General features: G+C 29.9%; 26 protein-coding genes. 21 read left to right on the top strand and 5 right to left on the bottom strand.

The window, feature by feature from the left end:
* Positions 1–29 precede the first annotated feature (29 nt).
* Positions 30–1,163: an N-acetyl-alpha-D-glucosaminyl L-malate synthase BshA gene (gene bshA / locus ABNT65_RS06875; RefSeq protein WP_348707420.1), complete on the top strand. Its 1,134-nt coding sequence runs from the start codon at positions 30–32 to the stop codon at positions 1,161–1,163.
* Positions 1,164–1,173: 10 nt separating this feature from the next.
* Here the strand turns inward: bshA and ABNT65_RS06870 are convergent, their stop codons facing one another.
* From ABNT65_RS06870 to aroB, 3 genes are all read right to left on the bottom strand, one after another.
* Positions 1,174–2,031, bottom strand: coding sequence for an alpha/beta hydrolase (locus tag ABNT65_RS06870; protein WP_348747513.1), 858 nt, complete (start codon positions 2,029–2,031; stop codon positions 1,174–1,176).
* Positions 2,032–2,093: 62 nt separating this feature from the next.
* On the bottom strand, positions 2,094–2,525 hold the full coding sequence (locus tag ABNT65_RS06865) for a hypothetical protein (protein WP_348747512.1): 432 nt from the start codon (positions 2,523–2,525) through the stop codon (positions 2,094–2,096).
* A 236-nt stretch (positions 2,526–2,761) separates the two neighbouring features.
* The gene (aroB, locus tag ABNT65_RS06860; protein ID WP_348707416.1) at positions 2,762–3,820 is read right to left on the bottom strand and encodes a 3-dehydroquinate synthase; all 1,059 of its coding nucleotides are present in this window, start codon (positions 3,818–3,820) and stop codon (positions 2,762–2,764) included.
* A 105-nt stretch (positions 3,821–3,925) separates the two neighbouring features.
* Here aroB and ABNT65_RS06855 point away from each other — a divergent pair, with 105 nt between their 5' ends.
* The 4 genes from ABNT65_RS06855 to typA all read left to right on the top strand — a co-directional run bounded on the left by ABNT65_RS06855 (position 3,926) and on the right by typA (position 8,055).
* On the top strand, positions 3,926–5,089 hold the full coding sequence (locus tag ABNT65_RS06855) for a proline dehydrogenase family protein (protein WP_348707554.1): 1,164 nt from the start codon (positions 3,926–3,928) through the stop codon (positions 5,087–5,089).
* Positions 5,089–5,382 carry an LETM1 domain-containing protein gene (locus ABNT65_RS06850; protein WP_348747511.1) on the top strand — a complete coding sequence of 98 codons (294 nt, stop codon included), beginning with the start codon at positions 5,089–5,091 and terminating at the stop codon, positions 5,380–5,382. Before ABNT65_RS06855 ends, ABNT65_RS06850 begins: the two co-directional genes overlap by 1 nt.
* A gap of 57 nt (positions 5,383–5,439) precedes the next feature.
* Positions 5,440–6,027, top strand: a complete 588-nt coding sequence (locus ABNT65_RS06845) for a porin family protein (protein WP_348747510.1) — start codon at positions 5,440–5,442, stop codon at positions 6,025–6,027.
* A gap of 255 nt (positions 6,028–6,282) precedes the next feature.
* Positions 6,283–8,055, top strand: coding sequence for a translational GTPase TypA (gene typA, locus ABNT65_RS06840; RefSeq protein WP_348707413.1), 1,773 nt, complete (start codon positions 6,283–6,285; stop codon positions 8,053–8,055).
* 58 nt (positions 8,056–8,113) lie between these two features.
* Here the strand turns inward: typA and ABNT65_RS06835 are convergent, their stop codons facing one another.
* The gene (locus ABNT65_RS06835; RefSeq protein ID WP_348740341.1) at positions 8,114–9,142 is read right to left on the bottom strand and encodes a DUF4476 domain-containing protein; all 1,029 of its coding nucleotides are present in this window, start codon (positions 9,140–9,142) and stop codon (positions 8,114–8,116) included.
* Between the two features lie 348 nt (positions 9,143–9,490).
* Between ABNT65_RS06835 and hisG the strand changes: the two genes are divergently transcribed.
* From hisG to ABNT65_RS06755, 16 genes are all read left to right on the top strand, one after another.
* On the top strand, positions 9,491–10,348 hold the full coding sequence (gene hisG / locus ABNT65_RS06830; protein ID WP_348707411.1) for an ATP phosphoribosyltransferase: 858 nt from the start codon (positions 9,491–9,493) through the stop codon (positions 10,346–10,348).
* A 20-nt stretch (positions 10,349–10,368) separates the two neighbouring features.
* Positions 10,369–11,652: a histidinol dehydrogenase gene (gene hisD, locus ABNT65_RS06825; RefSeq protein WP_348747509.1), complete on the top strand. Its 1,284-nt coding sequence runs from the start codon at positions 10,369–10,371 to the stop codon at positions 11,650–11,652.
* Between the two features lie 2 nt (positions 11,653–11,654).
* Positions 11,655–12,686 carry a histidinol-phosphate transaminase gene (hisC, locus tag ABNT65_RS06820; RefSeq protein ID WP_348747508.1) on the top strand — a complete coding sequence of 344 codons (1,032 nt, stop codon included), beginning with the start codon at positions 11,655–11,657 and terminating at the stop codon, positions 12,684–12,686.
* On the top strand, positions 12,683–13,816 hold the full coding sequence (gene hisB / locus ABNT65_RS06815; protein WP_348707408.1) for a bifunctional histidinol-phosphatase/imidazoleglycerol-phosphate dehydratase HisB: 1,134 nt from the start codon (positions 12,683–12,685) through the stop codon (positions 13,814–13,816). The genes hisC and hisB overlap by 4 nt, the downstream gene beginning before the upstream one ends.
* Positions 13,817–13,833: 17 nt before the next feature.
* Positions 13,834–14,415, top strand: a complete 582-nt coding sequence (hisH, locus tag ABNT65_RS06810) for an imidazole glycerol phosphate synthase subunit HisH (protein WP_348707406.1) — start codon at positions 13,834–13,836, stop codon at positions 14,413–14,415.
* 21 nt (positions 14,416–14,436) lie between these two features.
* Positions 14,437–14,826 (top strand): four helix bundle protein, encoded by a 390-nt coding sequence (locus ABNT65_RS06805; RefSeq protein ID WP_348707404.1) that lies wholly within the window; start codon positions 14,437–14,439, stop codon positions 14,824–14,826.
* Positions 14,827–14,864: 38 nt separating this feature from the next.
* Positions 14,865–15,578 (top strand): 1-(5-phosphoribosyl)-5-[(5-phosphoribosylamino)methylideneamino]imidazole-4-carboxamide isomerase, encoded by a 714-nt coding sequence (gene hisA / locus ABNT65_RS06800; RefSeq protein ID WP_348707402.1) that lies wholly within the window; start codon positions 14,865–14,867, stop codon positions 15,576–15,578.
* Positions 15,572–16,324, top strand: a complete 753-nt coding sequence (gene hisF, locus ABNT65_RS06795) for an imidazole glycerol phosphate synthase subunit HisF (RefSeq protein ID WP_348707400.1) — start codon at positions 15,572–15,574, stop codon at positions 16,322–16,324. The genes hisA and hisF overlap by 7 nt, the downstream gene beginning before the upstream one ends.
* Positions 16,321–16,905, top strand: a complete 585-nt coding sequence (gene hisIE / locus ABNT65_RS06790; protein WP_348707398.1) for a bifunctional phosphoribosyl-AMP cyclohydrolase/phosphoribosyl-ATP diphosphatase HisIE — start codon at positions 16,321–16,323, stop codon at positions 16,903–16,905. The genes hisF and hisIE overlap by 4 nt, the downstream gene beginning before the upstream one ends.
* A 212-nt stretch (positions 16,906–17,117) precedes the next feature.
* A complete protein-coding gene (locus ABNT65_RS06785; RefSeq protein ID WP_348747507.1) occupies positions 17,118–18,086 on the top strand; it encodes a fasciclin domain-containing protein in 969 nt (322 codons plus the stop codon).
* A 195-nt stretch (positions 18,087–18,281) separates the two neighbouring features.
* A complete protein-coding gene (locus ABNT65_RS06780) occupies positions 18,282–19,091 on the top strand; it encodes a hypothetical protein (protein ID WP_348747506.1) in 810 nt (269 codons plus the stop codon).
* A 78-nt stretch (positions 19,092–19,169) separates the two neighbouring features.
* Entirely contained in the window at positions 19,170–19,574 is a 405-nt protein-coding gene (locus ABNT65_RS06775; protein ID WP_348747505.1) for a lipocalin family protein, read from the top strand.
* A 117-nt stretch (positions 19,575–19,691) separates the two neighbouring features.
* Positions 19,692–20,846 (top strand): SAM-dependent methyltransferase, encoded by a 1,155-nt coding sequence (locus ABNT65_RS06770; RefSeq protein ID WP_348747504.1) that lies wholly within the window; start codon positions 19,692–19,694, stop codon positions 20,844–20,846.
* Complete coding sequence (locus ABNT65_RS06765; protein ID WP_348747503.1) at positions 20,847–21,425, top strand: Crp/Fnr family transcriptional regulator; 579 nt, start codon at positions 20,847–20,849, stop codon at positions 21,423–21,425. It begins immediately after the preceding gene.
* Positions 21,426–21,438: 13 nt separating this feature from the next.
* Positions 21,439–22,104, top strand: a complete 666-nt coding sequence (locus ABNT65_RS06760) for an NAD(P)H-binding protein (protein ID WP_348747502.1) — start codon at positions 21,439–21,441, stop codon at positions 22,102–22,104.
* A 105-nt stretch (positions 22,105–22,209) separates the two neighbouring features.
* Complete coding sequence (locus tag ABNT65_RS06755) at positions 22,210–22,884, top strand: type 1 glutamine amidotransferase domain-containing protein (RefSeq protein ID WP_348747501.1); 675 nt, start codon at positions 22,210–22,212, stop codon at positions 22,882–22,884.
* Positions 22,885–22,926: 42 nt separating this feature from the next.
* On the opposite strand, the gene ABNT65_RS06750 is transcribed toward ABNT65_RS06755, so the two are convergent.
* On the bottom strand, positions 22,927–24,444 hold the full coding sequence (locus tag ABNT65_RS06750; RefSeq protein ID WP_348747500.1) for a hypothetical protein: 1,518 nt from the start codon (positions 24,442–24,444) through the stop codon (positions 22,927–22,929).
* Positions 24,445–24,570: the final 126 nt, after the last annotated feature.

Raw genomic sequence — 24,570 nt, 5'->3', positions numbered from 1 at the left:
ATTCATAGCTTACATAAATATTAATAAATATGAAAATCGGAATTGTATGTTATCCAACTTTTGGAGGAAGTGGAGTAGTAGCAACAGAATTAGGAATGGCTTTAGCCGATAAAGGACACGAAGTACACTTTATAACATACAACCAACCTGTTCGATTAGATTTCTTTTCACATCGCTTACATTTTCATGAAGTAGTATTAGAAGAATATCCCTTATTTCAATACCAACCATATGAGTTAGCATTGTCTAGTAAAATGGTAGAAGTAGTTGAAAAATATCAATTAGAAGTCCTGCATGTACATTATGCCATACCGCATGCTTATGCAGCGCACATGGCAAAAAAAATGTTATTAGATAAAGGAATTAATGTAAAAGTAGTAACTACATTACATGGAACAGATATTACTTTAGTAGGAAGTCATCCAACATATAAAACAGCTGTAGAATTTAGTATTAATAAATCAGATGAAGTAACTACCGTATCTAATAGCTTAAAAGAAGATACCTTACGTTTATTTAATATTAAAAAAGAAATAAAGGTAGTATATAACTTTATAGATGGTGAAAAATATGCAAGAGCAGAAGAGTCAGAATGTAAGCGAGCAGCATTAGCCAATGAAAATGAAAAAATAGTAACGCATATAAGTAATTTTAGACCCGTAAAGCGTACAGATGATGTAGTACGAATATTTAATGAAGTTCAAAAAGAGGTTCCTTCTAAGTTAATAATGGTTGGTGACGGACCTGAACGATTAAAAGCTGAAAACTTAGCAAAAGAATTGGGGTTAGAAGATAGAGTACTGTTTTTAGGAAATAGTAATGAAGTAGCAAAAATATTATGCTATTCAGATGTTTTTTTATTACCCTCAGAAACTGAAAGTTTCGGGTTAGCAGCTTTGGAAGCAATGGCAGCAGGCACAGCAGTAATTTCTACAAACTCAGGCGGGTTACCAGAAGTAAACATTCATGGAAAAACAGGTTTTTTAAGCGAAATAGGAGCAGTTGAAGACATGGCTAAAAATGCAATTCAGATTTTAAAAAATGAAGAAACACTAAGTCAGTTTAAACAAAACGCAAAAGCTCACATAAAACTATTTTCATTAGAAACTATTTTACCACAATACGAAACTATTTATAAAAAATGTTACGCTACTATGGTGTAGTTTTTAGTGTTTATGTTAAGGCATGTTTGTTTATCCAATTAACAACTATAGGCCATATTTCTTTTCGAGAATTTTGAGATTTAAGAATGTGACTGTGATTATAGTTTTCTAAATTCCCATTTTCTTTTGAAAAATAGCATAGTTTATTGGCATTATTTTCAAAAGCATTTAAAAACTTTTCGCAACCACTTTTGGGAGCTATAAAATTATCTCCCTTTGCACAAATTGATAATATAGGGATTTTTATTTCTTTCATTTTAGACAAATAATTTATTCCATTTTTTCCAATAAATTTATTTTTCAAATTCCAATCAAACCATTGTTTCATTGTGTAATAATTTTCACCATTTTCAGTTGAGCCAGCTGTTTTAGAAGGGATTTTACCCAATAGGAAGGCTAAGTATTTACTTGAGAAAATTTTTATTTTATTACTTAATGTTTCGGCTGCTCCAAATGCTTGTACTCCAAAAAAGCTAATACTGTTTATTTTTGAGGAGTGCTTGGGTGTATTAATTAAAAACATAGTAAGTATAATTCCCCCACCACTGTGAGTTATACAATCTATATTTTTTATTTTTTGCTGATAAAAAAGAAATTCAAATGTTGATTTGAGGTCAAACTCTGCAATCGTTTCAAAATTGAATTTTTGTTTGGCTTTTAAACTGTTTCCATGGTTTCTCCATTCCATAATCCAGCAAGTGTAGCCTATATTGACTAAATATGATGCGATTCCATCACATATTTTTCTGTTTGAGAATGTTCCATGAGTCAAAAAAACATGTTTATTAAGTACTTTTTCAGAATAGAATTTCCAAAGTGCTATTGTATGATTATCTTCGGTTTTTATATGGTATAGTTGCTCTTTCAATAGTAATTTTTTTAATAAAGGTTAGTACATGGGGTGTGGCTAAAAAATAGTTTTGATTTATCTCATATTTTCAACCACCATTTTAAAGTTTCTAGTTTGTCAGACTCTAACTCGTTCAGATTTTGGTTTTCAAATTCAAATATTTTAACTTTTAATAAATCAAATCCATAATTTTCTTTTAACCAAAAAGGAAACTCTTCCACACTTTTATTCCAATTTTTAATAGTTGATTTTAGAATCGAGTTTAAGTCAATGTCAGTCCTTGGTTTTAGCGCATCTAATATTTTTCCAGCATATTTTTGATCAAGATATAGAGATTTTGGTCTACTAGTATTTTCAAATATTTTGATGATTCCAAGGATAATTATTTCATCTGAAACTTTGTTAAGAATATCAATCAGCTGGCAAACCCTTAAATCACCAATTTTGTCAGTTAGGTCAACTGAAAAATAAAATTCATTTATAAATTCATCTGGTGTTTTTGGAATATTCATTTTTAGTATGAAGATTGTCTTCAAATATACAGTATTAAAAGTATACTAAGTATATACCTAAAAAAGCTACAGATAGGTTTAAAGTTTAATACCTTATATTTCTTAAAGAGCTAAATGTATGTAAATTGTAGCTGAGCTTGTCGAAGTTACCACAGCGTATTTCGTTCTGTTTGTTAATACAAAAAAGACCTCCTTAAGTAAAAAGAGGTCTTATAATAATTTATTTTTTATTCAAATTAACTAGCGTAAAAAGCCAAGCTTTCTAAAATAAGTTCTTTGCTCACTTTACAATCAATTTTAAAATCTTCGTAGTTGTTTAACAAAACAAAGTTAATCTCACCACCAACATTCTTTTTGTCGTGTTTCATTAAATTAAGAATAGGATCATAATCCTCATTTTCAAAAGTAGCTTTACCATAAATTGTAATAATAGCGTCTTTTATCTCTTGTACTTGCTCTGTAGGGAAGTTTAATGTTTTTGAAGAAATGTAAGCTTCGCATACCATACCAATGGCAATCGCTTCTCCATGGGTTAAGCTTTCTTTATGATCACTTTCTAAAAAGTACGACTCTACACCATGTCCTATAGTATGTCCCCAGTTTAATACTTTTCTAAGTCCTTTTTCTTTAGGATCTTCTAAAACCACTTCATTTTTAATTTCAATAGAACGATGAATTAAATCCACAATATTCAAATCAGGATTGTCTTTAATTTGATTAAACAAATTAATATCATGTGTCATTCCATACTTAATAATTTCTGCAGTACCAGAACGAATTTCACGAGGTGTTACCGTATGTAAATACTCAGCATCAATAACTATTAGTTCAGGATTTGCAAAAACACCAATTTGGTTTTTTAATACGCCTAAATCCACACCAGTTTTACCACCAACAGAAGCATCAACCATACTTAATAAAGTTGTAGGAATGTTTACAAAGTCAATTCCACGTTTAAAAGTAGAAGCAACAAAACCACCTAAATCAGTAATAACACCACCACCTAAAGTAATTAGTAAGCTATGTCTATCAGCCCCTAATTCAGTCATGGCATTCCAAACACCTACACAAGTTTCTATATTTTTATGAATTTCACCTGGAGTAATTTGAATTACTTCAATAGGTTTGTCAGTGGCTAACAATTGCATAAACCGCGGGTAGCAACACTCCATAGTATTATCATCTACCAAAATAAAAATAGAAGAATAATTTCGCTCAGTAATTAAGCCAGCAAGTTCCTTATAAGCCTTTTCGTCAAAGTGTACGGGATAGGTTACCGCCTGAATAGTTGTCATTTGTTGTTTGTTTTACAGCGTGCAAATTAAATAGAAAAAATTAAAATATCTCATACTAGTCGGTTATATTTGTTTCCTTATAAAACAATAACACTACTTTAGTTGATGAAACTATTTGATAACACAGAAATAGCATTTAAGTTAAAATCTGATTCTGAATTAGAAAGAGCGCACTTTTTGTTTAGAATGATACAAAATCAACCAATGGTTCGTATTGGTACAGCAGTAACAAATTTTGCATTAAAAGCCCATTTACCTGTTGAAGGATTAATTAGATCAACAGTATTTGACCATTTTTGTGGTGGAATTACAGAAGAAGACTGTATTCCTAATATAGAAAAAATGTATAATAAAGGAAGGGTTTATAGTGTATTAGATTATTCTGTAGAAGGAAAATCAGAAGAAGAAAGCTTTGACGGAGCTTTAGAAAAAATACTAAAAATTATTGAATTTTCTAGAGAAAAGGAATCGATACCTTTTGCTGTATTTAAACCTACTGGTTTTGGACGTTTTGCGTTGTATCAAAAAATAACAGAAGGTGAAAATCTATCTTCAGATGAAGAAAAGGAATGGAGCAGAGTAAAAGAGCGTTTTCATACTGTATGTAAGGCAGCAGTAGAAAAAGATGTTCCTTTATTAATAGATGCAGAAGAGAGTTGGATGCAAGATGCTGCAGACGATTTAGTAGAAGAGTTAATGGAAGTTTATAATACTGAAAAAGCCATTGTATTTAATACCTTACAAATGTATCGCCATGATAGAATGGAGTATTTAAGAAGTTTACACCAAAGAGCGCATCAAAAAGGGTATCATATTGGTATGAAAGTGGTTCGAGGAGCATACATGGAAAAGGAAAGAGAAAGGGCAGAAGAAATGGGGTATGAATCACCTATATGTGCAAATAAACAAGCAACAGATGATAATTATAATGAAGCTGTTTATTATATGATGGAACATAAAAACATGGCCATTTTTGCTGGGACTCATAATGAAGAAAGTTCGATGCTATTAATAGAGTTAGCTAAGAAATATGGAATTAAAGAAGATGATAAACGTATGTGGTTTGGACAGTTGTACGGAATGAGTGATCATATTAGTTTTAATTTGGCAAAAGAAGGATATAATGTAGCAAAATATGTTCCTTTTGGTCCTGTTAGAGATGTGATGCCTTATTTAATTCGTAGAGCAGAAGAAAATACTTCTGTGGCAGGGCAAACTTCAAGAGAATTAAATTTATTAAAAACAGAAAAAGCCCGTCGTAAACTGTAATGACTACAGTAGAAGAAATAAAAGAAGCTATTCAAAAAAATAAAAAACGATTAGCCAAAGAACTTCAAGAGAGTAGAGAGTTAGTATACTTAATAAGAAAGTCTTTAGTTACATCTTTAAATGATGAAGAAAAGTCAAAAGTAAAACAACAAATGTTAGATATATGTAAGGCGATTCCTGCGTTTACAGTTTTCATGTTACCAGGAGGCGCCTTATTATTGCCTCTTTTAATAAAACTAATACCAGATATTCTTCCAAGTGCTTTCAGAGAAGATGAAGAGTCTGAAGAGTAGTAGTAGGCTTTAAAAAAATGCTAACTTTGCTGTGCAAAAATTGTAAACAGTTTAAAAATGAAAAAAATATTTCTAATTGCTATTGCAATCCTAGGTTTATTAAATGTAAATGCACAAAACAAAGGCGATTTTGAGTTTGGAGGAAATGCTGGAGTGAGTTTTTCCAATATATCTATTATACTCAACGGCTTTAATTATTCAACCAATTTTACCACAGGAATATCGGGAGAGTATTATTTTTCTGATCGTTGGGGAGTCAAGGCAAAGTTAATTTACGATCCTAAAGGTTGGGGAAATGGATTTATAGATGAAATTTTTTTTGAAGATGTTACCGTAACTGATTTTACCTTACATTATATAACAATGCCAATTATGGCAAATTGGCATTTTGGATCTGAAAGAAATTGGTATATAAATTTAGGTATGTATATGGGGTTTTTAATAGATGCAAAAGCATATATTAATGATGTTGATGTTAGTAATCCTATTGATAAAATAGAATTAGGGATAGCTGCTGGAATTGGATATAAATTTTCTGTAAGTGAACGAACCAAATTATTTTTTGAAATAGATACACAACATGAGACTAAAGGTATAGGAAAAGAAAGGTTAGCTATAAATTTTGGAGTACTATTTACTTTATAGGTTGTAAGTAAAACTAAAGAAGTTTCACATTACATTTGATAAGTCTTTTTATGAATGGATAAGGAGGGCTAATAAAAACGATTAAAGTATATAAAATGGTTTAAACCTATAATTCTTAATATAAGTACTAGAGAAATTAAGCCTTAATTTATTATTCTAAGATAAAATAAACAAGTACTTTTCAAATTCGGAATTAAAAATCTGTAATTTTTAAATAATAATACACTACTTTTGCCGCAAATTTAACGTAGTAAAATGCAATCAATTAGAAACATTGCTATTATAGCACACGTTGACCACGGAAAAACTACCTTGGTTGATAAAATTATAGATCAGGCTAAAATATTAGATGAGCGTAAAGAACGTACCGATTTATTATTAGATAATAATGATTTAGAACGAGAAAGAGGAATTACTATTTTATCTAAAAATGTATCAGTAAATTACAAAGGAGTTAAAATTAATGTAATTGATACTCCTGGGCACGCCGACTTTGGTGGAGAGGTAGAACGTGTATTAAAAATGGCTGATGGTGTTTTATTATTAGTAGATGCATTTGAAGGGCCTATGCCACAAACACGTTTTGTATTAGGTAAAGCAATTGAATTAGGATTAACACCAATTGTAGTAGTAAATAAAGTAGATAAAGAAAACTGTACGCCAGATTTAGTACACGAAAAAGTGTTCGATTTAATGTTTGCCTTAGAAGCAACAGAAGAGCAGTTAGACTTTACGACCATTTATGGTTCTGCTAAAAATGGTTGGATGAGTACAGATTGGCAAGAACCAACTGAAGACATTGTTCCATTACTTGATGCAGTTTTAGAAACAATTCCTGAAGCTCCTTATAGAGAAGGAACACCTCAAATGCAAATTACTTCGTTAGATTATTCTTCATTTAAAGGAAGAATCGCTATTGGTAGAGTTTTTAGAGGAGATTTAGAAAAGAATAAGGATTACATGTTATGTAAAGCGGATGGTACTAACAAAAAAGTACGTATCAAAGAACTACATGTATTTGAAGGAATGGGGAAAGTAGAAACAGATAAAGTTCGTAGTGGAGATATCTGTGCAGTAACAGGAATTGATGACTTTGAAATTGGTGATACTATTGCCGATTTAGAAGCTCCTGAAGCATTACCTAGAATTGAAGTAGATAAACCTACAATGAGTATGTTGTTTACTATTAATAACTCACCTTTTTATGGAAAAGAAGGAAAGTTTGTAACTTCTCGTCATTTACGTGATCGTTTATATAAAGAAACAGAGAAGAACTTAGCACTTCGTGTTGAAGATACTGACACAGAAGATAAATTTAACGTTTTTGGACGTGGAATTTTACACTTATCAGTATTAATTGAAACCATGCGTCGTGAAGGATATGAATTACAAGTAGGACGCCCACAAGTAATTCTTAAGGAAATTGATGGTGTAAAAAGTGAGCCGTATGAAACCTTAGTAATTGATGTTCCAGAAGACTTAGCATCTAAAGCTATTAACTTAGTAACTATGCGTAAGGGAGATTTATTAGTAATGGAACCAAAAGGAGATTTACAACATTTAGAATTTGATATTCCTTCTCGTGGTTTAATAGGCTTACGTAACAAACTTTTAACAGCTACTCAAGGAGAAGCAATTATCAATCACCGTTTACGTGGTTATGATGCTTATAAAGGAGAATTTTCTGATTTAGTAAATGGAGCTATTATTTCTTCTGAAGCAGGAAAAGCAACAGCTTATGCAATTGATAGATTACAAGATAGAGGGAAGTTCTTTATAGACCCTAACCAAGAGATTTATAAAGGTCAAGTGGTAGGTGAAAATGCAAAGCAAGATGATTTAGCCGTAAACTTAATTAAAGGAAAGAAGTTAACAAACGTACGTGCTTCAGGATCTGATGATGGAGTGAAGATTGCACCTAAAATAGACATGTCTTTAGAAGAATGTATGGAGTATATTAAAGATGATGAGTACTTAGAGGTAACTCCAGAAAGCTTACGTTTACGTAAAATTAATTTTGTAAAATAATCAAGTTTAAAACTTGAAAAACATAAAAAAAGACCGCAAATGAGCGGTCTTTTTTAGTTTATAGTTTTTGACTCAGTAAAAATTTATCAAACTCTTTTCTATTACTTGTAAATTTTAATAAATCTCTAAGTTTGTAAAACTGATCTTTTCGCTCTATATAAGGAAAGCTGTATTTTAAAACTTTTAATTTATCACCATCAAAAGAAAAATCATTAACAATAGTTCTTAATTGCTCAATACTAAAGCAATTTTTTTCAATATGCTGTTTTGCTAAAATTGTTTTTTGTTTAGAAAAACGCTCATCTTTTATGGTTCGCATTATATAATCAAATTCATTAGGTTCTACAAAACAATCATCATTTACTGCATTGGTATTTATATAAGCTATTTTATCGCTAATGAAATCATGTAATCTGTTTTTGTATAATCTCCCTTGAATTAACTGTTCCGTGAAATAGTAGTTTTCAATATCAAAAACAGCGTTAAAAGCATGCTTTAAAAAAGAAAAGCGATTCAAGTTAGCATCTAACTTTTGAGTCAATTTCATTATTTGAGAAGTACTTAAACAATGCCCATTAATCAATCTTTTCAACGTACCTAAATTAATAGCATCATTGTTAGATAAGTGTAAGCTACGAACTAAATCTTTAAACATAAATCTAGACATAGGCTCTTTACAAGAATTATGCACTAATCCATCATATAATTTATGATTTGGATAGTTGATAATTTGATCCGATTGAATTTGGGTAGCCTGGGTATTATGATACAATTGAATAGCATAAGAAAAAGATTGAAATAAATCATATACTTCAAAAAAGTTTTCTTTATCAATAATGGTAGGATAAGCATTTAAACATACTCTGTATTTCATTCTATCATTTGGAAAATAACTACATAAATCCAATAGGTCATTCACAGAAATCGTATTCTGATTAAAGAAGTTAATTGAACGCTTTAAAGATTTCTCTTTTTGCGAGTTATTTTTTTGTAACTCTAATTTTAAACTTTGATAGTTGGATTTCTTTTGACCAAAACTAAGAAAGCTGGTAAAAAGTAACAGTAGTAATGTAGTTTGTAGTTTCATAAGGTGTATTTATAAAATTATGGAAGCATCAATTTCAAAGAGCATGCCAAGAATATTATGTTTCTAAAAAATTAAACAATTAAAAAGTTTTTGTTAAAAATCAATAAAAATTGATTTTTTTCTTGGAAGTATCAAGAATTATTAGAAATATTTGTAGCATCAAAAACAAAGACATGACATTTATTCATTTACATCATCATCACCATACTTGCACTCAAGCGAGCTGAAAATGTATTGAATAAATAAAAATATATTTAACAACCCGTTTGAGTAAGTCAGGCGGGTTTTTAATTTTCTAAAAAGGAAAATAAACTACTCAAAAGATTTACTCAAACAAAAACTAACAACATGAGTAAATTAAAGATAGCGATTCAAAAATCAGGAAGACTAAATCAAGACTCGCTTCAAATTCTTAAAGAATGTGGAATTTCAATTGATAATGGAAAAGATCAATTAAAGGCATCAGCAAGTAACTTTCCTTTAGAGGTGTTCTATTTACGTAATGGAGACATTCCTCAGTATTTAAAAGATGGTGTAGTAGATATTGCTATTATTGGAGAAAACCTATTAATTGAAAAAGGAGAAGGAATTGAGTTTGTAGAACGATTAGGTTTTTCAAAATGTAAAGTATCTTTAGCAGTACCTAAAAATGAAGATTATACAGATGTAAGCTACTTTGAAGGGAAAAAAATAGCTACTTCATATCCTAAAACAGTACAAGATTATTTAGCTTCAAAAGGAGTAAATACACAATTACATATAATTAACGGTTCGGTAGAAATAGCGCCAAATATAGGTTTAGCAGATGGTATTTGTGATATTGTATCTAGTGGCTCAACCCTCTTTAAAAATAATTTAAAAGAAGTTGAGGTTATTTTAAAATCTGAAGCAGTATTAGCGGTTTCACCAAAATTAGAAGCTACTCAAAAAGAATTATTAAATAAGTTACAATTTAGAATTCAATCCGTCTTAAAAGGAAGACGCTCAAAATATGTGCTGTTAAATGCGCCGAACGATAAATTAGATAAAATTATAAGCATCTTACCCGGAATGAGAAGTCCAACAGTATTACCATTAGCAGAAGAAGGTTGGAGTTCAGTACATTCTGTTTTAGATAAGAATGAGTTTTGGGAAATTATAGATGAACTAAAAAGTAATGGAGCGGAAGGCATTTTAGTTTGTCCAATAGAAAAGATGGTAGTCTAAATTAAAGAGAAATTAGTAAGATGAATATTGTAAAATATCCAGAAAAAAGTACTTGGAAATCACTTTGTGAACGAGCTACTATTAATGAAAATACATTACAAGATAAAGTACAAGCTATTTTAGAAGACGTTAAGTTGAATGGAGATCAAGCATTGTCAAAATATGCAGCATTGTTTGATAAAGTAACTATAAATAGGTTTGAAGTAAGTAAGGAAGAAATAGCGCAAGCAAGTGCTCTAGTAAGTGCAGAATTACAATCAGCAATTAAATTAGCAAAACAAAATATTGAAGCTTTTCATGCTTCTCAAAAAGAAAAAGAAAATAAGGTTACAACTACAACAGGAGTTACTTGTTGGAGAAAAAGTGTAGCTATAGAAAAAGTAGGTTTATATATCCCTGGAGGCTCAGCTCCATTATTTTCAACTATTTTAATGTTGGGGATTCCTGCTAAGTTAGCTGGATGTAGTGAAATTGTTTTATGTACACCACCTGATAAAGAAGGAAATGTAAACCCAGCCATTTTATATACAGCATCATTAGTAGGTATTACTAAAGTTTTCAAAGTTGGAGGTGCGCAAGCTATTGGAGCTATGGCGTATGGCACAGAAACCATTCCTAATGTATACAAAATATTAGGACCAGGGAATCAGTTTGTAACCAAAGCTAAAGAACTCATCCAACAACAAGGAGTAGCTATAGATATGCCTGCTGGACCAAGTGAAGTATTAGTAATAGCCGATGAAACGGCAAATCCAGCATTTGTAGCGGCAGATTTATTATCGCAAGCAGAGCACGGAGCAGACAGTCAGGCAGTATTAGTAACTACTAAAGAAGAGGTAGCAGAGGCAGTTGTACAAGAAGTATTGGAACAGCTAGATAAATTACCAAGAAAAGAAACCGCTAAAAAAGCTTTAGAGAATAGTTTTGTTGTAGTATTAAACTCATCAGAAGAAAGTATTAACTTTAGTAATGTTTATGCGCCTGAACATTTGATTATTGCTTCAGAAAATGCGTATTCTTATATAGAAAAAATTACCAATGCAGGGTCAGTTTTCCTAGGGAATTATAGCTGTGAAAGTGCTGGAGATTATGCAAGTGGAACCAATCACACATTACCAACTAACGGATATGCAAAAAACTACAGTGGCGTATCATTAGATAGTTTTGTAAAGAAAATAACATTTCAAGAAGTTACACAACAAGGAATTGCAACTATAGGGAATGCAATAGAAGTAATGGCAGCAGCAGAAGGTTTGGATGCACACAAAAATGCAGTAACATTACGATTAAAAAGTTTACAATAAGCATGAAAACATTTGATATTAATAGCATAATAAGACCCAATATACAACGCTTAAAAGCGTACTCATCAGCAAGAGATGAGTTTAAGGGAACTGCAGAAGTATATTTAGATGCTAATGAAAACCCCTTTGGAACTTTAAACAGATATCCTGATCCAAGACAACTAAAAGTTAAAGAGAAGTTGGCAACCATAAAAGAGGTACATACTAATCAGATTTTTATAGGTAATGGAAGTGATGAAGTAATTGATTTAGCTTTCCGAATTTTTTGTGAACCAGGTCAAGACAAAGCTTTAACTTTTACACCTTCTTACGGAATGTACAATGTATCAGCCAATATTAATGATGTAGAGTTATTAGAACTACCTTTGAATTCAGAATTTCAAATAAACATTGAGGATTTAAAACCATATTTGGAGGATGAACAATTGAAACTAATTTTTATCTGTTCCCCCAATAACCCTACAGGAAACTGTTTTGAAAGTTCTACAATACAATACATTCTAGAAAATTTTAATGGAATGGTAATCATTGATGAAGCTTATATAGATTTTAGCGAAAGAACTTCTTTTATTCAACAAATAAATACCTATCCAAATTTAATAGTTAGCCAAACATTTAGTAAAGCTTGGGGACTTGCAGGAGTTAGAGTTGGTGCAGCCTATGCAAATGAATTTATAATAGATTTATATAATAAGGTAAAGCCTCCCTATAATGTAAGTACTATAAATCAAGAAGCAGTTTTAGAAGCACTAAATAACATCGGTCAATTTGAAATTAATAAAAATATCATCCTTAATGAGAAGGGAAAATTAATAGAACAACTACAGGAAATAGCACTTGTAAAGAAGATTTATCCTACAGAAGCTAACTTTATTTTGATTGAAGTAACCAATGCTAATACAATTTATGCAAAGTTGGTAAAACAAGGAATTATTACAAGAAATAGGAATAATTTAGTAAATAATTGTCTGAGGATAACCATAGGAAGTGTTAAAGAAAATCAGCAATTAATATCGGCATTACAAACATTATGAAAAAAGTACTATTTATAGATAGAGATGGAACTTTAATAAAAGAACCATCTGATGAGCAAACGGATTCATTTGAAAAGCTACAATTTTATCCAAAAGTTTTTCAAGGACTGAGTAAAATAGCAAAAGAATTAGATTTTGAGTTAGTATTAGTTACTAACCAAGACGGTTTAGGAACAGAAGTGTATCCTGAAAGTACTTTTTGGCCAGTTCATAACTTTGTAATGAATACTTTAAAAGATGAAGGTATTGTATTTGTTGAAGAAATAATTGACAGAACTTTTGCAAAAGACAATCAACCTACAAGAAAACCAAATACAGGTTTATTAACACATTATTTTTCGGAAGAATATGATTTAACCAATTCTTTTGTAATAGGTGATAGGCTTACAGATATAGAGTTAGCTAAAAACTTAGGAGCTAAAGGTATTTTTATTAATGACGAAACGTATTTTGGAGCTGATGAAATTACGGTAAAACGTAATGAGTTAGATGAATTTATAGCATTAGAAAGTAATGATTGGAATGCTATTTATGAGTTTTTGAAGTTAGAAGAAAGAACTTCTGAAATTATTAGAAATACGAATGAAACAAAAATAAATATCCAGTTAAATCTTGATGGAACAGGGAAAAGTAATATAAATACAGGTATTGCCTTTTTTGACCATATGCTAGATCAAATTGCTCGACATGGACAAATGGATTTAGATATACAAGTAAAAGGAGATTTAGAGGTAGATGAGCATCATACAATTGAAGATACTGCAATAGCTTTAGGAGAAGTTTTTAATGAAGCATTAGGGAATAAGTTAGGAATAGAACGTTATGGTTTTTGCTTACCAATGGACGACTGTTTAGCTCATGTAGCTATTGATTTTGGTGGAAGAAACTGGTTAGTTTGGGAAGCTGATTTTAAAAGAGAAATGGTTGGTAAAATGCCAACTGAAATGTTTTATCATTTTTTTAAATCGTTTACAGATGGAGCCAAATGCAACCTAAATGTAAAAGCAGAAGGTATAAACGAGCATCACAAGATAGAAGCTATTTTTAAGGCATTTGCAAAAGCGATTAAAGTAGCAGTTAAAAGAGATGCAAGTAAAATGATCTTACCGTCAACAAAAGGAACTTTATAGTTAATTAAGAATTGAAAATGATAGCGATTATTAAATATAACGCAGGAAATATAAGATCTGTACAAAATGCACTTGTACGCTTAGGGTATGAGAGTATCATTACAGATAATCCTGAGGAAATTAGAAAAGCAGATAAAGTAATTTTTCCAGGAGTAGGTGAAGCTAAAACAGCTATGGCTTATTTAAAAGAAAGAGGGTTAGACAAAGTTATTTTGTCATTAAAACAGCCTATGCTTGGAATATGTCTAGGTTTACAATTAATGTGTAAATCGTCAGAGGAAGGAAATACAGAGTGTTTAGGGATTTTTGATGCAGAAACTAAACAATTTCCTCCACAAGAAAAAGTACCTCATATGGGATGGAACAACTTTTCTGAAATAAAGAAAAGTAAGGTGTTAAATGGTCTTGAAAAAACAGATGATGTGTATTATGTACACGGATATTATGCAGAAGTTACAGAAGATACAATTGCTACCTGTAACTACATCAAACCATTTAGTGCCATAATGCAGAAGGATAATTTTTATGCAATGCAATTCCACCCTGAAAAATCAGCTAATGTAGGAGAAAAACTACTTGAAAGTTTTTTAGAATTATAGGTGTTAAAATTAGAATAAATCATGGAAAAAGATTTGATAGACAGAACTAAACGATTTGCTATTGATTGTTGGACATTTTGTGGGAAAATTCCTAAGTCCAGGGAGTACAATGCATATGTAAATAAATTAATACAGAGTTCTGGCTCAGTAGGGGCAAGTTATAGAGCTTCACAGAGAGCAAAGTCAACAGACGACTTTATCCATAGATTAAAGTTGGTGGAAGAAGAGGCAGAAGAAAGCGTGTATTGGTTAGAAGTTTTTGAAGAAGTAGCTCCAGAATATAAAGAAGAAATTGAGCTGCTAAAGAACGAAGGAAATGAATTATTATCCATAATAATTTTGGTAGTTTCTATCAATGCCGCCAAACAAAACAAAGGTTTAAAAGAGGCTAGTTTTACATATAGAGTGTAAAACTAGGTTTTCTTTACGGCTTAAAAAGTAAATATATTATGAGAATAATACCAGCTATAGATATTATAGACGGAAAATGTGTACGCTTAACAAAAGGTGATTACGCAACTAAAAAAGTATATAATGAAGATCCTTTAGAAGTAGCTAAAGAGTTTGAAGATAATGGCATTCAATATTTACACTTAGTAGATTTAGATGGTGCTAAGTCTCAACATATTGTAAATTATAAAATTTTAGAGAATATTGCCTCGAAAACTAGTTTAAATATTGATTTTGGAGGAGGTTTAAAATCAGATGAAGACCTACGTATAGCTTTTGAAAGTGGAGCAAAACAAATCACAGGTGGAAGTATTGCTGTTAAAAACCCAGATGTTTTTATTGGGTGGTTAACTAAATATGGAAGCGATAAAATCATTTTAGGAGCAGATTGTAAAAATAGAAAGATCGCAACACATGGTTGGTTAGAAACATCAGAAGTTGACGTAATTGATTTTATTAAAGAATACGAAGAGATTGGAGTAAAAAATACGATTTGTACTGACGTTGCTAAAGATGGTATGTTACAAGGTGCTTCTGTAGATTTATACTTAGAAATTTTAAATAAAAGTTCTGTTAACTTAATAGCGAGTGGTGGCGTTTCTAAAATTGAAGATTTATTAAGGCTAAAAGAAATTGGTTGTGAAGGAGCTATTTTAGGAAAAGCTATTTATGAAGGTTATATTACACTAAAAGAATTACAGGAGTTATGTTAAAAAAGAGAATCATTCCTTGTTTAGATATTAAAAATGGAAGAACTGTAAAAGGTGTAAATTTTGTTGATATAAAAGATGCAGGTGATCCTATTGAGTTAGCGAAACAATATGTAGAACATGGTGCTGATGAGTTGGTGTTTTTAGATATTACTGCAACACTAGAAAATAGAAAAACCTTAATAGAATTGGTTGAAAAAATTTCAAAAGAAATTAATATACCATTTACTGTTGGAGGAGGTATTAGTTCTGTTGAAGATGCTTCAAAATTAATTAAAGCAGGAGCAGATAAGATAAGTATTAATTCTTCGGCAGTTAAAAATCCGCAATTAGTAATTGAGTTAAAAGAACAGTTTGGAAGTCAGTTTGTGGTAGTAGCTATAGATACTAAGTTTGTAAATAACCAATGGAAAGTGTTTACAAAAGGAGGCACACATGAAACGGAGTTAGAAACAGTAGCTTGGGCAAAAAAGGTGACAGAATTAGGCGCAGGAGAAATTTTATTAACTTCAATGAATAATGATGGAACAAAAGCTGGATTTGCTCTAGATATAACAGGAGAAGTAAGTAAATCTATAAACATTCCTGTAATTGCTTCTGGAGGAGCAGGTAAAGAGGAGCATTTTGCCGATGTATTTACTAAAACTGAAGCTAGTGCAGGGTTGGCAGCAAGTATTTTTCATTTTGGAGAAATACCAGTGCCGCAATTAAAAAAATATTTACAAAATAAAAACATACCTGTAAGATGAAAATAGATTTTACTAAAGGAGATGGCTTAGTACCAGTTGTTGTACAAAACGCTACAACATTACAAGTACTAATGCTAGGCTATATGAATGAAGAAGCCTTTTTAAAAACACAAAAAGAACAAAAAGTAACCTTTTTTAGTAGAAGTAAAAACAGGTTATGGACAAAAGGTGAAGAATCTGGAAACTTTTTATTTGTAAAAGAATTACAAATAGACTGTGATAACGATACTATTTTAATAAAGGCAGAACCTAAAGGACCAACTTGTCATACAGGAACAACTTCTTGTTTTGCAGAAGAAACTGCTAAAGGTTTTGTATATGATTTAGAAAAAACAATACATGATAGAATAGACAATGATATTCAAGAATCATATACTAATAAATTATTTAAAAGAGGGATTAATAAGGTAGCTCAAAAAGTAGGGGAGGAAGCTGTAGAAGTGGTTATAGAAGCAAAAGACGATAATTTAGACTTGTTTAAAAATGAAGCAGCAGATTTATTATACCATTACTTGATTTTGCTAAAAGCCAAAGGAGTATCACTTACAGATATTGAAGCAATTTTAAAAGAAAGAAGCTAATAGAAAATAATTTTGTTTAAATAAAATTTGTATTTGTTGAACAAAATTTATAACTTCGGCGTAACGTTTTTAATGTCAAATCGTTAAAAACGTTATTTTTTGACTTGTTTTACTTTGTTTAACAGTTGTTTTAAAATAATAAACAAAAGTCTAAGTTAGCCGAAAAAAGACTAAAAATAAAGAGTAGGCAGTAACTCAAAAAACTATTAACAATGTTTACCCAAAAAATTCAAACTCTTTTAGCCGTTAGCATGTTCTTAATCGCACCTTTGTTCATTTCATGTTCAGATGATGATGATACGCCAGTAATAGATCCACCTAAGGATATTATTGATTTAGCAATTGCCACTTCAGATTTAAGCACCTTAGTTGCAGCAGTTCAAAAAGCAGGATTAGTTGATGTATTAAAAGGAAGCGGTCCTTTTACTGTTTTTGCACCTACCAATGCTGCATTTCAAGAATTATTAGATTCTAATGCGGATTGGAAAACTTTAGATGACATTCCTGCTGATGTATTAAAAAATGTTTTAAAATTTCATGTACTTGGTTCTAAAGTAAAATCTACTGAATTATCAGATAGTTATGTAAATACTCTAGCTGTAGGACCTAATGATGAAAATTTATCATTACAAGTTGCTACTACTGGAGGTGTTATGTTTAATGGATCTTCTAAACCAGTAAAAGTAGATGTAGAAGCTACCAATGGTATAGTTCATATTATTGATAAAGTAATGCTATCGCCTAATGTAGTTACATTAGCATTAAATAATGCTGGTTTTACATCATTAGTAGCCGCATTAACAGACTCTAGACATACAACTGATTTTGTTTCCGTATTAAAAGGAGATGGACCTTTCACCGTTTTTGCGCCAACTAATGACGCTTTTAAAGCCCTTCTTGATAGTAATGCCGATTGGAATTCGTTAGGGGATATTCCAATCGCTACGCTAGACGCCGTATTAAAATACCATGTAGTAAATGCAGCAAATGTACAGTCTGATCAGTTAAAAGATGAGCAAGAAATCACCATGCTAGGTAGTGGTAAAGTAACGGTAGATTTATCTAGTGGAGCTAAATTAAAATCTTCAAGCGGACAAACCGTAACAATTTCGGCTACTGATGTACAAGGTACCAATGGTGTAATACATGTAATTGATACTGTATTATTACCAGGCGTATAATTTAATATCAGTTTTTACCTTAAAATCGATAACGAGAATATCTCTTGTTATCGATTTTTTTGTTTTAATTCTTTGAAATTTAGAAGTTTTTAATAGTTTTAAATTCATTAAAAATCTGTTAGTTTTGTATATAGACAATAGAGGTAATAGATATTGATACAACCTTATATTAAAATCGTATGATTATAGATTAATATGACATTTGAGAAGATAAAAGAAAAAATAGAGTCTTACACTCATGAAGTAAATGATTTTCACCCTTTCTTAAAAAATTTTCTTAGACAGATTCCTAGAGTTAAACATGTTGAGTATACACATGGAAATAGAGAATATGGAGCAGATTTTATTTTGGTTTTAGAGGATGAAATTTTATTAAAAGAAACTTATGTAGGTATAGTTGTCAAAATAAAAAAAATAAGGCAATCAAATATTGATAATATTGAACGTCAAATAAATGAATCTTTTCGTTTGCCTAAAATGATTTTTAATGGGCAAAAAGAGATTTCTTTAGATACAGTATGGCTTATAACTAATAATGATATTACTAATAACGCTAAAGAAAAAATTAAAGGGTATTTTCATAATAAAAACTTATCAATTATAGATATTAATAGTCTAGTTACTATGGTAAGAAAACACTATCAAGAGTTTATTAATGAAATGAGAGAAGATATTTTTACTATAGAGAATAATCATATAAAAAGTAGTGGGAGAATACCTGAAATCGATAAAAAAGGTAAGTATTTAGGGTATTATGAAAATGAGCATAGAGAACAGTTTTTCTTTATTGGGGATTATGATAAAAAAAAGGCAACAATTCGAGGAGGAGATTTTGGGTGGGAAGAAGAAATAGAGGTGTCATTAGGTATGACCGAATTTGATTACATCTTTTCTAGTTCTGAAATTGTTTGGATAAGTAGTTGCTTTTCTACAATGATAGGGAATAGTTTTATAGATGTTTTCGAAGATTTTATAACAAAATTAGGCTTTCCTAAAAAGTTTTAGAAAATGAAAAAAGAATTATAATTTGTAACAACTCTAGTTATAATCTAGTCGTAATTAAAGTAAACAAAAATAGTATTTATGAAAAACACAGTTTTATTGATAATAGCTATAATAATAAGCCAACAGGTAGTTTATGGACAAAGCAAATCAACGAAGTTTAATTCAGATCATTTAATAGGACAGTGGTATTCAAAAAATATTCAAGGAAATAATAACTTGATTTTTGAAAAGAGAACAACAAAAGAACACGAATATGGATCAAGTATTGAGCTACTAAAAAATGGAGAATTTCATAATAGATATTCAGCACCTTGTGGAAATGATACTAAGTTGAGAACACATAATTATAAAGGAAAATGGGCTTTAAATACAAAAGAATGGATTATAACAACAAATAAACCTATAGATCATAAAGGGAAAGTTTATAAAATAGTAGCATTAAAATCAGACAAGCTAGTTCTTCAAAAAATTAAAAAAGAATAAAGTTTAAGAATCATTAACAAGTTGATGATAATATAATTTGAAAGCTTTAAATTTAAAAAACAGTGATACAACTTATAAAAGCTATAGGTAACTAGTTAGATTCACTATTTTTGCAGAATGAAAGAAGCATTAGAATCACTTTTTAAAGAATTTGAAAAAAGTATAGAAGCAGATAACTTTGTAAAACTAACATTGAGTAAACCAGTACGCAAAAGTGAGGAGTTAGCCAATGTATATGTACGCCAAATAACATTAAAAGGAGAAAAATGTTTTCAGTTTTTATACAGGTATACAACTAACGATCAGGCTAAAAACTTCTCGTTTATAGAAAGTTTAGAGCAAATTGAAAATCTATTAAGTGAAAACTTTAGAGCAGCTACATTATTTACTTTAGAGAATGATTTTTTGACATTTATTTCTAAAAAGAAAAAAGTTAGTTATAAAACAACCAACCCAAGTTTTAAAAATAAACTACCAGAAGCACACGATAAACAAAAGATAAAAAGAGTAGAAAATAGTAAGTATCTGTACTATTTAGGAATCACGGATAAACAAGATAAGGTTATTCCTAAAATGGCAGATAAATACAGACAGATAAATAAGTATCTTGAAATAATAGAAGCGCAATTAAAAACAGTAAAGCTCCCAAAACATGTAAATATTGTAGATATGGGGTCAGGTAAAGGATATCTTACTTTTGCTTTATATGATTATCTGGTAAATAAAAAAGAATATAAAGTTACTGTAACTGGGATAGAATTACGTGAAAGCTTAGTAAATTATTGTAATGACATTGCAAAAAAATGTGAATTTACAGATTTACAATTTGTAGCAAAACCAATTCAAGAATATGCGAACGATAAAATAGATATTTTGATAGCCTTACATGCTTGTGATACGGCTACTGATGATGCTATTTATAAAGGTTTAGTGGCCAATGCGGAATTAATTATTTGTGCGCCTTGTTGTCACAAACAAATTCGTCAGCAAGTAAAAGGAAAAGAACAAGAAAGTCCTATTTTAAAATATGGAATATTTAAAGAGCGTCAATTTGAAATGGTAACAGATACCATTAGAGCGTTAATTCTTGAAAAAAACAATTATAATACCAAAGTTTTCGAGTTTATTAGTAATGAACATACCCGTAAAAATGTGATGTTGATTGGTTCAAAATCATCTAAAAAAGTAGATGCTAATAAGATTGAAGAAAAAATTCAAGAGGTAAAAAAATCTTTTGCCATAGAGGAACATTATTTAGAAAGTTTGCTCTAAATGAAAAATACAATTGTTTCAATTTTTAAAGAATTACCTTTAACAGAAGAAACTCTTTCTGATATACAAGAAAGTTTTTTAGAAGTTAATTATAAAAAAGGAGCTACTATATTGAGAAGTGGTGAACAAGTTCAACATCAGTATTACGTAATAAAAGGATGTTTGAGGGCTTTTTTTATTGATGATAAAGGAAAAGAGCATACCATTCAATTTGCAATTTCTGATTGGTGGATTAGTGATTATATAGGCTATTTTTCAAAAGAGAAATCGGTATTAACTATTGAGTGTATTGAGGAAGCCACATTATTAAAAATAGCTAAAAAAGATATTGAAAATATATATGCTAATTATCCGCAAATAGAAAGCTTTTTTAGAAAGAAAATAGAAAAATCTATTGTAAGGTTTGAAAAACGAATTTTAGCTAATTTATCACAAACGGCAAAAGAACGCTATTTAAGTTTTACAAAAACGTATCCCAATATAGAGAAACACGTAAAAAATTATCACATTGCCTCTTACTTAGGAATAACTACAGAAAGTTTAAGTAGAATCCGTAAAGAAATAGCGAAAGATAAGTAATTAATATAAGTATATGAAAACTGCTATTATTATAGGAGCTACAGGTTTAACAGGAGGTTTACTGTTAGAAAAACTATTGAAAGATGATAGTTATAAACTAATAAAAGTATTTGGACGAAGAACTACAGGAATACAATCATCCAAACTAAAAGAATTTATTGGAGATATTATAAACCTTCAAACCTTTAAAAAAGATTTTACAGCTGATGAGGTTTTTTGTTGTATTGGTACCACAGCCAAAAAAACAAAAGATAAAGAAACGTATAAAACCATTGATTATGGAATTCCTAAAAAGGCAGCTATTTTAGCAAAAGAAAACGGGATTAAAACTTTTGTGGTAATTTCAGCTATGGGAGCTAATAGCAAGAGTACTATTTTTTATAATAAAACGAAAGGAGAAATGGAAAAGGCAGTTTTAAAGCAGCAAATAGAAAATACATATATACTGCGTCCTTCCTTAATAAAAGGTAAACGAACTGAGTTTAGATTGGGAGAAGATATGGGAAATTTCTTCGCAACTTTAATCAACCCATTTTTAATAGGAAGTTTAAGAAAATATAGAAGTATTAAGGCTGAAACTATAGCTAAATCTATGCAGAATATAGTAAAATACCTACCTAAGCAACATATAATACTATCTGATGAAATAAAACAAATTGCAGAGAAAAAACTAGAATAGAAGTAATATTAATTACCATACATCAATTTTTAAGTGCGAATCATCTGGTAATTTTGTGGTAAATAAAGTCAGAGATATTGTCTGATTTTTTAAAACAGTTAACCGATGAAAAAAGTAATATTTGTACTAACCAGTCACGAAGATTTAGGAGAAACAGGATACAAAACAGGATTTTGGATAGAAGAATTTGCAGCGCCTTATTATTTATTAAAAGATAATGGTGTTGAGGTAACTTTGGCTTCACCAAAAGGAGGACAACCACCAATTGATCCAAAAAGTAATGAGACTGATTTCCAAACACCAGCTACCATCCGATTCAATGAAGATAAAGAAACGCAAGATGTTTTGGCAAAAACAATTCCTTTACAGGAAATAAAAGAAGTTGATTATGATGCTATTTTCTATCCAGGAGGTCATGGTCCTTTATGGGATTTAGCGGAAGATAAAAATTCAATAGCTTTAATTGAGGCCTTTTATTCAAATAATAAACCAGTGGCGGCAGTATGTCATGCCCCCGCGGTTTTCAAGCACACAAAATATAAAGACGCTTCTTTAGTAAAGAATAAAAAAGTTACTGGCTTTTCAAATACCGAAGAAGAAGCAGTACAATTAACAGAAATAGTGCCCTTTTTAGTAGAAGATATGTTACAAGAAAATGGTGGAGTTTACAGTAAAGAAGCAGATTGGCACCCGTATGCAATAGAAGACGGACATTTAATTACAGGGCAAAATCCTGCATCCTCAGAATTAGTAGCGGAGAAATTATTGGCTAAATTATAAGAATAGATTTAAATACAACGGATTTACAATTTTCCGTTGTATTTAAAAATTATTTTGTGCTTCTTTAATTAAATCCAACGTAACTTTAAAAATTGGTTTTTGAATCATTTTGCCTTTTAACCAAGCATAAAAACTCATTACAAAAATATCTTCTTGTTTTGCACCAATAAAATCAAAAGAGTTTTCTACTTTTTTATAAAAATATTTAGAGGTAACTATTTGAGGGTTTTTATAATATAGTTCTACCAAGCTCAAGTAGGTAATTACTCTAGTTTCTTTTATACTTTGTAAATATTCGTAATATTTTCGTTTAAAACTTAATAATCTTGACTCAAATAAGTCAATGTTTTGAAGTTCAAGTTGTAATAAAATTTCAATTAAGTTCTTTTTAATAGTCCATTCAATACCATTTTTTTCAATATACCAATTATCTGAATGATAAAAAGAAGTATGTAATTGTTTAGCTTTTTTTAGTTCGTTAGCTTGAAAGTAGAACATAATTAAACTTAATTGGGCATCTAATAAAGTTTTAATATCTGAATGTTTTTTTTCAATATTACGTTCTAAAAGGCTAATAGCCTCCTGTTGTTGATTGGTGTAATTCAAGTTTAAAGCCAATAATAAGTTATAGGGTAATTTAAAGTTGGAATAATATTTCTTTTTCCCAGTTTCCATGTATGAGTACATAAGTTGTAAATACGCAGTAGATTCTTTAAATTTTTTATTTCGAAATAAAGTATTGGCAATTAAAAATAATACACGAATATGATAAAATAACTGTTTGTCTTTCTCCTTTTTATTTTTAAGTATTTTGTATGTTTCAATTAAAAAAGATTCAAAAGTCAAGTAATTTTTGCTTACAAAAGCAGAGATGTTAAAAATAGAAACTAATTGATAGAGCGACTTAAAAGATAAAGCATTATCTATATTAATGTCGTGCTCAGTAAAAATAGTATTTATAATTTCATTAAAATCAATAGTAATGGAAGTTTTTGATTGTTGAATATTCTTTAAAGTATGCTTTATTTTAGCATATACAATATTGAGTTCTTCTTCTAAAAAGTGATTTTTCTGATTGGCTTTAAAAGCGGAAATAACTTCTTTTAAATTGATAGAAGGTAAGGCATAAGCATACTGTATTTTTGTATGGTATATTTCACTAAGAATAGTAAATAATTGATATTCTATAGCTAACTTTTCAGCTTTGTCTAGTACTTTGTAGGCAATTTTATAATTTTTGTGTAGTAAAAAATCTCTTGCTGCAAGAAGGTATTTTACAATTTGCATGTCAATAGAATTTTCTCCTTGTAATTTATACGAAGCAACAAAATCTATTAATGATTCATATAACCGTTGTTTCAATACATAAAAAGCAGCTTTATTAAGTTTGCCATATAAATGATTGCAAATAAAGTGAGTATCGGTTTCTCCTTTTAAAGCAAGTTTAAATAAATCAATGTTTTTAGCATGCTTTCGTTTATTTCTCTTTTCTAAAAAATAGATGAATTGTTGTTGTTCTTCAGTAGATAAAGAAGAAATAATAGCATGTAATTCTTTCATTTAATCGTTAGGTTATTTTTGTTTTTTGTTAGTGAAATTAGTGTTTTTTTTAAAATAAAGGTAAATTATATCGTTAGTTTTTTTTGGATTTAGTTTTTAAGAGGTAAGTAAAAACCTACACTTTTG

Source organism: Tenacibaculum sp. 190524A02b (assembly GCF_964036645.1).
Lineage (GTDB): Bacteria > Bacteroidota > Bacteroidia > Flavobacteriales > Flavobacteriaceae > Polaribacter > Polaribacter vairaonense.
Note: the sequence above shows the minus strand (reverse complement) of the source record. Positions and strands in the feature narration are given on the sequence as shown.

Excerpts from the sequence above, each read along its gene's own strand:
- bshA (WP_348707420.1), top strand. The coding sequence starts at position 30 with ATGAAAATCGGAATTGTATGTTATCCAACTTTTGGAGGAAGTGGAGTA.
- ABNT65_RS06865 (WP_348747512.1), bottom strand. The coding sequence starts at position 2,525 with ATGAATATTCCAAAAACACCAGATGAATTTATAAATGAATTTTATTTT.
- aroB (WP_348707416.1), bottom strand. The coding sequence starts at position 3,820 with ATGACAACTATTCAGGCGGTAACCTATCCCGTACACTTTGACGAAAAG.
- ABNT65_RS06855 (WP_348707554.1), top strand. The coding sequence starts at position 3,926 with ATGAAACTATTTGATAACACAGAAATAGCATTTAAGTTAAAATCTGAT.
- ABNT65_RS06850 (WP_348747511.1), top strand. The coding sequence starts at position 5,089 with ATGACTACAGTAGAAGAAATAAAAGAAGCTATTCAAAAAAATAAAAAA.
- ABNT65_RS06845 (WP_348747510.1), top strand. The coding sequence starts at position 5,440 with ATGAAAAAAATATTTCTAATTGCTATTGCAATCCTAGGTTTATTAAAT.
- typA (WP_348707413.1), top strand. The coding sequence starts at position 6,283 with ATGCAATCAATTAGAAACATTGCTATTATAGCACACGTTGACCACGGA.
- ABNT65_RS06835 (WP_348740341.1), bottom strand. The coding sequence starts at position 9,142 with ATGAAACTACAAACTACATTACTACTGTTACTTTTTACCAGCTTTCTT.
- hisG (WP_348707411.1), top strand. The coding sequence starts at position 9,491 with ATGAGTAAATTAAAGATAGCGATTCAAAAATCAGGAAGACTAAATCAA.
- hisD (WP_348747509.1), top strand. The coding sequence starts at position 10,369 with ATGAATATTGTAAAATATCCAGAAAAAAGTACTTGGAAATCACTTTGT.
- hisC (WP_348747508.1), top strand. The coding sequence starts at position 11,655 with ATGAAAACATTTGATATTAATAGCATAATAAGACCCAATATACAACGC.
- hisB (WP_348707408.1), top strand. The coding sequence starts at position 12,683 with ATGAAAAAAGTACTATTTATAGATAGAGATGGAACTTTAATAAAAGAA.
- hisH (WP_348707406.1), top strand. The coding sequence starts at position 13,834 with ATGATAGCGATTATTAAATATAACGCAGGAAATATAAGATCTGTACAA.
- ABNT65_RS06805 (WP_348707404.1), top strand. The coding sequence starts at position 14,437 with ATGGAAAAAGATTTGATAGACAGAACTAAACGATTTGCTATTGATTGT.
- hisA (WP_348707402.1), top strand. The coding sequence starts at position 14,865 with ATGAGAATAATACCAGCTATAGATATTATAGACGGAAAATGTGTACGC.
- hisF (WP_348707400.1), top strand. The coding sequence starts at position 15,572 with ATGTTAAAAAAGAGAATCATTCCTTGTTTAGATATTAAAAATGGAAGA.
- hisIE (WP_348707398.1), top strand. The coding sequence starts at position 16,321 with ATGAAAATAGATTTTACTAAAGGAGATGGCTTAGTACCAGTTGTTGTA.
- ABNT65_RS06785 (WP_348747507.1), top strand. The coding sequence starts at position 17,118 with ATGTTTACCCAAAAAATTCAAACTCTTTTAGCCGTTAGCATGTTCTTA.
- ABNT65_RS06780 (WP_348747506.1), top strand. The coding sequence starts at position 18,282 with ATGACATTTGAGAAGATAAAAGAAAAAATAGAGTCTTACACTCATGAA.
- ABNT65_RS06775 (WP_348747505.1), top strand. The coding sequence starts at position 19,170 with ATGAAAAACACAGTTTTATTGATAATAGCTATAATAATAAGCCAACAG.
- ABNT65_RS06770 (WP_348747504.1), top strand. The coding sequence starts at position 19,692 with ATGAAAGAAGCATTAGAATCACTTTTTAAAGAATTTGAAAAAAGTATA.
- ABNT65_RS06765 (WP_348747503.1), top strand. The coding sequence starts at position 20,847 with ATGAAAAATACAATTGTTTCAATTTTTAAAGAATTACCTTTAACAGAA.
- ABNT65_RS06760 (WP_348747502.1), top strand. The coding sequence starts at position 21,439 with ATGAAAACTGCTATTATTATAGGAGCTACAGGTTTAACAGGAGGTTTA.
- ABNT65_RS06755 (WP_348747501.1), top strand. The coding sequence starts at position 22,210 with ATGAAAAAAGTAATATTTGTACTAACCAGTCACGAAGATTTAGGAGAA.
- ABNT65_RS06750 (WP_348747500.1), bottom strand. The coding sequence starts at position 24,444 with ATGAAAGAATTACATGCTATTATTTCTTCTTTATCTACTGAAGAACAA.